Annotated in this window: 6 protein-coding genes and 1 tRNA gene; 5 read left to right on the forward strand and 2 right to left on the reverse strand. The window is 31.4% G+C overall.

What is annotated here, in order from left to right; genetic code table 11:
• From ACTG3Y_RS12625 to ACTG3Y_RS12645, 5 genes are all read left to right on the forward strand, one after another.
• Nucleotides 1–2574: efflux RND transporter permease subunit (locus ACTG3Y_RS12625; protein ID WP_439153281.1), on the forward strand; the 2574-nt coding region annotated here is incomplete at its 5' end.
• The gene (locus tag ACTG3Y_RS12630; RefSeq protein WP_439153282.1) at nucleotides 2561–3886 is read left to right on the forward strand and encodes a TolC family protein; all 1326 of its coding nucleotides are present in this window, start codon (nucleotides 2561–2563) and stop codon (nucleotides 3884–3886) included. The genes ACTG3Y_RS12625 and ACTG3Y_RS12630, both read left to right, overlap by 14 nt.
• A 10-nt stretch (nucleotides 3887–3896) precedes the next feature.
• Nucleotides 3897–4079, forward strand: a complete 183-nt coding sequence (locus tag ACTG3Y_RS12635) for a CPXCG motif-containing cysteine-rich protein (RefSeq protein ID WP_439153283.1) — start codon at nucleotides 3897–3899, stop codon at nucleotides 4077–4079.
• 132 nt (nucleotides 4080–4211) lie between these two features.
• Complete coding sequence (locus ACTG3Y_RS12640) at nucleotides 4212–5054, forward strand: leucine-rich repeat domain-containing protein (protein ID WP_439153284.1); 843 nt, start codon at nucleotides 4212–4214, stop codon at nucleotides 5052–5054.
• 168 nt (nucleotides 5055–5222) lie between these two features.
• Nucleotides 5223–5295: transfer RNA gene (locus ACTG3Y_RS12645), tRNA-Met, on the forward strand.
• Nucleotides 5296–5877: 582 nt separating this feature from the next.
• On the opposite strand, the gene ACTG3Y_RS12650 is transcribed toward ACTG3Y_RS12645, so the two are convergent.
• Together ACTG3Y_RS12650 and ACTG3Y_RS12655 are read right to left on the reverse strand one after the other, a co-directional pair.
• Nucleotides 5878–6831, reverse strand: a complete 954-nt coding sequence (locus ACTG3Y_RS12650) for a T9SS type A sorting domain-containing protein (RefSeq protein ID WP_439153285.1) — start codon at nucleotides 6829–6831, stop codon at nucleotides 5878–5880.
• A gap of 247 nt (nucleotides 6832–7078) precedes the next feature.
• A complete protein-coding gene (locus ACTG3Y_RS12655; RefSeq protein WP_439153286.1) occupies nucleotides 7079–8899 on the reverse strand; it encodes a hypothetical protein in 1821 nt (606 codons plus the stop codon).
• Nucleotides 8900–10070 lie beyond the last annotated feature (1171 nt).

Genomic DNA, 10070 nt, shown 5'->3' on the forward strand with positions numbered 1-10070 from the left:
AACCGCTCGTATTTTGGCGATGAATTGTCTAATGTTATTATAAAGGCCACACCTGAAGGAAAAACGGTACGTCTTAAAGATGTTGCAATTATTAGAGATCGTTTTTCTGAAATACCAAACGCAACTTATTTTAATAGGGAATTATCTGTAGATATTACGGTTACCAGTACTAATAACGAAGATTTGGTCAGCTCTGCACAACAGGTAAAAGACTATATAGAAGAGTACAACCAAAAGTATAATAATGTTCAATTAAACGTGGTACGAGATTTATCTATCACTTTAGAACAACGTACACAGCTTTTACTAGAAAATGCTGCGGCAGGTATACTTTTGGTATTAATTTTTCTATCTCTATTTTTAAATACACGCCTAGCTTTTTGGGTGGCTTTTGGTCTACCAATTTCTTTTTTAGGTATGTTTATGTTTGCGGGCCAATTTGATGTAACGATTAATGTATTGTCACTTTTTGGAATGATTATCGTCATCGGTATTTTGGTAGATGATGGAATTGTTATTGCAGAAAACATATATCAACATTACGAACGTGGAAAAAGTCCAATCGATGCTGCGATCGATGGCGTTATGGAAGTTATCCCACCAGTGGTGTCAGCTATTATTACAACATTATTAGCATTTTCAACATTCTTATTTTTAGACAGTAGAATAGGTGAATTTTTTGGTGAGGTTTCAGTTATTGTTATTTTAACATTAACCGTTTCATTAGTTGAAGCTTTAATCATTTTACCGGCTCATTTAGCGCATTCAAAAGCACTACGTGCTAAAAAAGAAAACGATGGAGACTTAACAGGCGTAAAGAAGTTCTTTGGAAAAATGAGAGCTATAAATAAGTTTGGTGATCGCATTATGAGCTTTTTGAGAGACAGAATATACACCCCAACTTTAAGATTTGTATTAGAATTTAAACTTTTAGCTTTAGGAATATTTGTTGCACTATTAGTGTTTACGTTTGGTGCAGTTGGTGGTGGTATTATTAGCGTAACTTTATTTCCGCGCATTGCCAGTGACCAAGTTACTGTAACCTTAGATATGCCTAATGGGACTAATGAAAAAATTACAGATTCTATTATATCAATGATAGAAGATAAGGCGGAAATCTTAAATCAAGAATTTTCAGAAAAATATTTAGTAGATACAGACAAGTTATTATTTGAAAATACCATTAGAACTATAAGTAGTTCATCTAGTGCTACCTTAAGAATAAATATGTTGCCAGGTGAGGAACGACCAGACGTCATTAGCTCTATACTTGTCGCTAATCGATTGAGAGAAATCGTTGGTCCGGTTTTAGGTACGGAACGCTTAACTTTTGGTTCGGGTGGAAATTTTGGAGGTAGTCCAATATCAGTTTCCCTCTTAGGAAACAAAATAGACGAGTTGAAGGCTGCGAAAATAGAGTTAAAGAATATTATGGAAGCAGATCCTGCACTTAAGGATGTGGAGGATAATGATCCTGCTGGTATAAAGGAAATCAGGTTACAATTAAAGGAAAGTGCTTACCTATTGGGCTTAGATTTAAGAACAGTTATGAATCAGGTTCGTGCTGGTTTCTTCGGTGTGCAGGCGCAACGTTTTCAGCGCGGTCAAGACGAAATTAGGGTTTGGGTACGCTACGACAGAAGCAATAGAGGTTCTATAAATGACCTTGATGAAATGCGAATTATTACACCAACTGGATCTAGAGTAAACCTCAGAAATATTGCAGAGTATAGCATAGCTCGTGGGGATGTTGCTATTAATCATTTAGAAGGGCAAAGAGAAATTCAGATTTCAGCAGACATGAAAGATCCTAATGCCAGTAATACGGACATTATGGAAGATTTACGTTTAAATGTTATTCCAGAATTACAATCAAAATATCCCACTATTTCAGCATCTTTTGAAGGTCAGAACAGAGAAAAAGAAAAACTAAGTAGTTCGTTAAGTGCAGCCGGTTTAGTTATTATTTTATTAATATATGCCACAATTGCATTTACTTTTAGAAGTTATAGTCAGCCGTTGCTACTTTTACTACTAATTCCATTTAGCTTAACAGCTGTGGCTTGGGGACATTTATGGTTTGGTTTTCCACTTAATATTTTATCATTGCTCGGTATTATTGCCTTAATTGGTATTATGGTTAATGATGGATTGGTATTGATTGGTAAGTTCAATTCAAACCTAAAAGAAGGTTTGAAATTTGATGAAGCACTTTCAGAAGCGGGTAGATCTCGATTTAGAGCTATATTTTTAACGTCTTTAACAACAATTGCTGGTTTAGCGCCATTACTTTTAGAAAAAAGTAGACAAGCTCAGTTTTTAAAACCGATGGCACTATCTATTACTTTCGGTATTGCTTATGCAACCATCTTAACCTTATTGGTACTTCCATTATTCTTATCTATCAGTAATAATATTAAAGTTGGTGCTAAGTGGTTAGCAACTGGAAAAGACATTACTAAAGAAGAAGTAGAACGTGCTATTAAAGAGCAAGATGAAGATACAGAGTTAAATGACTTAAATGATGAGGACGAAACTAATAATTTGAGAGTAGAAGAAAATGAAAAAAAATAGTCGTTATAGAGTTTTACTCGGTTTAGTCATATGTTTATCATATAGTAGCTTTTCCCAACAAGTCGTGGAAACAAATGAAGCCATAGAGCTAGCATTGGAATATAATTATGGTATTCAAATTGCCAATAATAACCAAGAAATTGCAGAGAATAATAAAAGTGTATTGAACTCAGGCTATTTACCTACAGTAACTGGTAATGCTGGTGCAACCTATAATTTAGATAATACGGAAGCACAATTCTCTAACGGAGAATCTACAACTTTAAATGGAGCGGAAAGCTCAAGGTATAACGCAAGTATTAATTTAAATTATACACTTTTTGATGGGTTAGGTCGATATTATGATTATAAACGATTAAAAGAAGAATATAACCTAAGCGAACTACAAGCGAGAGAAAACATTGAAAATACAATTACACAATTACTTACCGTATATTATGATGTAGCGCGACGATCAGAAAATTTAAAATCGCTCAAAGAAACATTATATATTTCAAAAGATAGACTTGTACGTTCTGAATATCAATTTGAATACGGTCAGAATACAAAATTAGATGTGCTTAATGCGGAAGTAGATATTAATAACGACTCTATAAATATTATTAATGCCAGACAGAGTTTAATAAATTCCAAACGAGATTTAAATTTTGTTACGGGTAATAAAATCAGTCAACAGTTTGAAGTAGATACGACAGTGACTTTTCTTTTAAAATTGAATAAACAAGAGCTTTTAGGGCAACTGAAAGAAAATAACGTTACGTTAGTTCAGAATGAAAAAAATATAGCCATTAACGAATTTACGTTAAAGGCAAACAAGTCAGGTTACTTGCCTACCATTGGATTAATTGGTACGTATGGATGGAACGAAAATAATAATAATGCAGCATCTTTTGTTGCTGTCATAACAAATACAGGTTTGTCAGCTGGACTCAACTTAAGTTGGAATATATTTGATGGTGGTGGAACAATCACAAGAGTTAAAAATGCTCAAATAAATCTTGAAAATCAAAAATTACAAAAAGAGCAATTAGTACTCGATATAGAACGTAATTTTAATAATGCTTGGGATGATTATCAAAATAAAGTGAAAATATATCAAGTACAAGAAGAGAATATTAAAACAGCGAAAAATAATTTTTTGAGAACACAAGAAAAGTTTAAACTGGGACAAGTCACTTCTATTGAATTCAGGCAAGCACAACTCAATTTATTAACTGCAGAATTGAGTAGAAATCAGGCAAAATATGATGCAAAACTGGCAGAAGTATTCGTATTGCAAATTAGTGGCCAGTTGCTAAATGTAGAATTATAAAATTTATGATATGAAAGAATACTTCTTTCAATGTCCATACTGTTGGGAACAAATTTCAATGCTTATTGATATGTCTCAGAATCACCAAAGTTATATAGAAGATTGTGAAATTTGCTGTAATCCCATACAGCTAAGTGTTACTTCCGAAAATCATGAAATTAGCTCTTTTCAAGCAGAAAGCATAGAACAGTAGTGAAAGTTAAAATACTGATAATCAAAGATATAAAAAATAAACTTATGTAGTTCATCGAAAAATGTTGCAGTTTATAGTAATTGCTTCTATATTACTAAGTGTTAATGTGCCCCTCCACAGAAATCTGCTATTATGAAAACTATAAAACTAACACTGCTATGTTGCTTGCTTTCTGCATTTACATTTGCAAACGTTTCGGAAAGTCAAAAAGACGCCTTAGTGGCAATTTACAATGCAACTAATGGAGATTCATGGAATAATTCATGGAATTTAGATCAACCAGTTTCTGACTGGTATGGTTTAACTATAGAAGGTGAAAATGTTGTTGCTATTAATTTGAGCTTCAATAATCTTAAAGGGAATATTCCTGAAGAAATTTCTGCTTTAACAGCTTTAAAAGTATTAAACCTATCTTTCAATAAGATTGAAGGTAAATTACCAAGTAGTTTAACGACCCTCGTTAATTTAGAAGAATTAAAATTATTCTCTAATAAGTTTGGTGGAGCTATTCCTAAAGATATAGGAAACTTAACTAGCTTAAAGACTTTAGAATTATATAATAATAGTTTCTTTGGAGAGATACCCTCTTCAATTGGAAATTTAGAAAAACTTGAATATTTAATCTTAAGTAGCAACCTTTTAATGGGTAAACTACCAACTACAATTTCAAATTTAAAGAACTTAAAAGTACTAAGTCTATTTGATAATAGTTTATTAGGAACAATTCCTGCATCAATAAGTAAGTTAACAAAATTAGAAGAGTTAGTATTAGCAAATAATGCTTTCTACGGAAGCTTACCAGGCGAGTTAGCGCGGTTAACTAACCTAAAAACTTTATTATTAAGCAACAATGCATTTAAAGGAAACTTTGCGACACTAAAAGATGAATTACCAAATATCGTAGATTTCGATTTAGATGAAGCAAATATGAAAGGTGCATTAGCGACTTTAGACACTGAAGGCAATGAGGATTAATATTTTGCCATATTAAGATTTGATTAATAACGCTTAGTAAATTCTAAGCGTTATTTTTTTGTTTTAATTCTTGCTAAAATTAAAAAGCATCGTATATTTGCAGTCCAATAATTTTGTCGGCATTATGGACCGAAAGTTAAAAGCTAAGTAAAATAATGGAATTTAAATCGCGGGATAGAGCAGTAGGTAGCTCGTCGGGCTCATAACCCGAAGGTCACTGGTTCGAGTCCAGTTCCCGCTACTAAGTAAAGCTTCACAGAAATGTGGAGCTTTTTTTATGCCCTAAAATAAGTGGTTTTACCTGTTTCCTCAAATTACATACTTTCCAATAAATCATAATTACATTAAAAATTAGGTGCACTTTTAGGTGTACCATTTATATTTCTAGATGTACCACTTTAAAAAATATAAAACCATGAATAATAACAAATTAACTACACTCTTTCTTTTACACAAACACGAAGTAAACAAGAAAGGTAAATGTCCTGTAAGATGGAGCTAAGAATTTTATTTTTAGTCTTCCCGTCAACTGATTTATAGTATTCAACAAGATTTTCTAACATGTGAATATTTACATCGTGTAAATTTTGTACTTCTTTAAGTTTATTGGGAAGTTCAACATTGATTGCCGGTTATTTCGGTTTTCATGTTGTCAAACGGTTTCATCATACTGGCATTCAGTAGGCTTATTAATCCAGTATTAATCAGAGTAGAATGGTTTAAAAATGTACGTAACCATTTAAATCTCTAAATAAACACTAGAATTTGATTCATTAAAAAACCGCCTCATAAGGCGGTTTTTTAATGAAAATTATGTAATATCCTATTGCTTTATTATTTGTTTCACAAAGCTTTCCCCATTTTTAGTTTCTAGCTTTAGAAGATACATCCCTTCAGCTAATTTAGATAAATCAATGGAATTTTCGTAATTTCTTGATGTTTTTACTACTTTTCCTTGTAGCGTATAGATATAAATTTGATCTATGTCCAAACCTTTATTGTTAGTAATGTAAAGTTGGTTTTTAACTGGGTTAGGATATAGTTTAAACTCAGGCAGTATTTCATGATCTTGAGTACTTAGCGTAAATACTGGTGGATTGTTATATACTTTAAGATTACTATAACAAGCTTCGACAGAATAAACTCCTCCTGGATTATCGCCTAAAAAAATAGAATTATCTAAATTTGCAGCTGCTCCTTGTAATGGATTAGGTAAGTTAGCCTCAATTTCAATACTATTATTAACCACTAATTTAGCATTGCCATTAATATACTGAATTTTTATATCATAATCTGTACCAGCAATAAAAGTATTAGTAGAAGAACTTGAGGTTGAACCATTGTGATAATAAATGTAAAGAAAACCCTGACTGTCTATTCCTAAACCAAAATCTCTATAAGACTGATCAAAAGTTAAAATATTATGTTTATTAGTTCCTGTTGGTAAAGTAGTGATATTAACCGTTACATCAAATTGAAATGAACTTCTGTTTAACGTAACGAGACTTGGTGTTTTTATTCCAGTATTCCAATTACCTAGATTATCAGAACAAGAACTTACAGTATTTGTGGTTGCATTAGCACCAATTGAAATATCTGCATAATTGCCAGTAGCGTCATTTAATGAATTTTGACCTAAACCATAGTCTGCAATAAGAGTTTGGCTAGTTGCTATTGTCGTACAAAAAGTAAATGCTACAAAAAATAGCATATAGAAATTTATACTTAGTGAGATGGTTGTTGATTTTGAAATGTTAAATAGTAATTTTTGTTTCATAAAAAAAAGGTTTAAAATAGTTAGTTTGAGGTTAAAGGTTAGTGATTTGTCCACAATGTTAATTTTGTTACGCAATAAATTTAATTTACCTGCAAACTTAAAGAAATAACCATAATAGAGTTCATCTCTAGCATGGATAAACTATAGACTCATGAATTTTATATATAGACAAACTATAGACAACGCATATGCTTTATTACATAATGCACACAATTAATGGAGTGCTAAATAATTGTGCTATTTTATATTACAATGCTTCTATAAATGATGTGAAGTCAATGTCTTTTTGAAGTTTCATTTTTTTCTTAAGTCTATACTTTTTAGTAATAACAGTCTCGTGAGTAATATTTAAAATATCAGCGATAGCTTTATTATCAAAACGCATTTTAATTAAGGAACAGAAATCTATCTGTACATTACTTATTTGTGGATATAGTTCTTTAAGTTTAAAAATGAAATGAGGGTTTAACTGTTTAAATTTCTGTTGAATCTTATCTAAATATTTGTCATTTGGTGAGAGTTCTGAGAATTTTTCCGTAATTATTTGTTGTGTGTTTTCATCAAATTTATGAGTGAACTCAATAAACTTATTAACTGTTTTAGTATGCTCTATATTAAGTGCCATCATTTCAGCTTTTTTCTTTTCTATTTCACGCTGACGAAACTCATTTAACTCTTTTTCGATTTTTAATTTAGACTTAAGGATTTGTTCCTCGTTGGCTAAATTGGCCATTTCTATGGCGCGAATTTTATGCTTTTGACGATAATAATTTACCAAGAAAAGTAAACCAAGTGATACTAATAATAAAGAGACCAATAAGCTAAAACTTGTTTTCTTTTCATTTTCAATTTTCTTAGCTAAAATAATATTATCTTTTTCTTTGAGCTGTTTTTCATATTCTAAGGATAACTGCTTTTTTATAGTAAAGTTGGTTATTTGATGCAATGAATCTTGTAAAACCGTTAGTTGCTTAAAAGCTGCAATTTCACCATTCATAGTACCGTTGTTTGGAGGCATAAGAGTTGTGACCTGTTTATAAAATTCAATTTGGTCCATTAGACCAAAGCGTTTAGAGTTTTGAATTTCAGATAATTTTAGAATTTGTTGTACTAGTATTCGCGCATCCTCTAGCTTACCTGTTAAGGCTAAAGTGTTTATGTATTTCGCAGCTATACTATACAAGCGCTCATTGTTATGCACAAGAGCTGCTTTGATAATGCCATCATACAGTTGGCTAGCTGCACTATACTCCTTTTGTTTTACTAATAGTTCTGCTTTTAACTCATCTGCGTAACTCAAAAAATTAGTATTACCAAAGGTCTTAAGTCCTGATTTAGCGTATTGAATTAAACTATCAGCTTGGCTCTCATTACCTAAAGCAATATGGCATTTGCTGAGATTAAGATGCGCTAAATAATATGTGGATAAACGATTTTTTTCTTTTAATTGTGGTATGAGTTGTTCAAAACTATTTTTAGCAATACGATAGTTGCCAGACTCCATGTAGAGGTTTGCCAGATTATGTTTTTCAATTAACAATTCTTCAATAAAGTCATTGGTTTTTTCAAAATATGCAATAGCTTCTTTTTGAAAACCAATAGCTAATGTATAATTTTGTAATCTGGTGTAGCAGGTAGATCGTTGTCCAGCCAATAAGCCTAAAGCGACAAAGTTAGATTGGGCTTTGGCTATACTATCTCCTAAATCAATAGCTTTAAAGGCCTCTTCAAATAGATTCTGACGTTTATAAATGACAGCAATATTACTGAGCATTTCTGGATACCTGTCTTGTGACATTTTAAGATGGGCCAGACTTTGTTTAAAATAATATAGTGCAGCGTCTAAATCATTTTGAGTAGCATTAAGAATGGCTTTGTTTTTAAAATTATTAGCCTTTAAAGAGTCTGGCCATTTTTGGTGTACAGAAATTAGACTGTCAATAATATCACGGGCATGTTTTGGCTCAGAGAATATAAGCTTATAAGTTGCGCTTTGGTAATCGTATATTTTTTTTGGATTGAATTGTTGAGCAAATATGTTTGGGGCACACAAGCCTAGATATATCATTATTAAACATTTCTTAATGCCCATCTCAAAAATAATTTTTGTTAAAATTAGATAAAAAATTAATATTAATAGAGTTAAATTTTATAAGCAAACAAAAGCAGATGGCCTAGAGTCTATATCAATGTTCGCAAACTAGGGAACAAAATTATATTAATATGTTTAAGTTGTAATCCTGAAACTTCACAAGTTGTTTTCAAGGTTTTTATCAAATAAAGTATCTGTTTCTAGAGTATATTTGAGTAGTATATTGTAAACTGCTAAAGTGAATTTGTTTTATTACATGTAATAAGAAATTATGTGTGTTATTTAAACAAGGAATCACTTGACCTTCTACCATTAAACAGGACAGATAAAAACTAGAATAATCTGAGTAAATAATTATTAACTATAAAACAGATTATTTACTTATGAAACAATTAAAATTTACCGAGTCACAGATAGTTTTTGCTTTTAAGTAACCTGAAACAGGTAATTTAATGATGATGCTTCATCTACTTTACACGAGTGCTGGAGTATGGTTTTTGTGTTAGACCAACTATTCGGTTGTACTAGATTTATGGGTTTAACTATAGTGGATATATATAGTATAAAATGCCTTCCAAAACGTATAAAAGTGGACAATGGGAATGAATTTATAACCACGGGTCTTTATAAGAGGATCTATGAGAACAATTTAGAACTTGACTTTTCTAGATCATGAAATCCATCCGAGAGAACAAGTGGATATGAAGTTGGTGAGCATGTTGTCAATGTAATCTTTTAAAAAACTTCTCCAAACGCCTTTGGATAGGATAGGTAATCAAGTTTTTGTTAAATACTCATGTGACTGAAGAATCAGTGGAGCAACCAGGACACCCTTTAAGGTGTTGTAAGCTAAAATCCTAGCTTGCCCCAGCCCAGCTCTTTACAAGGGAATTATTTAATATGTTTTATAGATAATATTAGAAATTAAGATTAACCTATTAACAATTCTAATTTAGTGAAAACACAAAATATTAATTAACTAAAAATCAAAGACATATAAGTATTTACGTTAAAATAGTATTGGTTTAAAGCTGCAACTTCGGTTAATTAGGGCTATTGCTTTTATACCTTGTGCCTGTTGCACAACTTTGTTTATAAAGTTACTACCATGGTTATGAATCTGCAATAAAAATCATTAACTTACTGA

Origin of the sequence: Winogradskyella sp., from assembly GCF_965656915.1 — a bacterium.
Lineage (GTDB): Bacteria > Bacteroidota > Bacteroidia > Flavobacteriales > Flavobacteriaceae > Winogradskyella.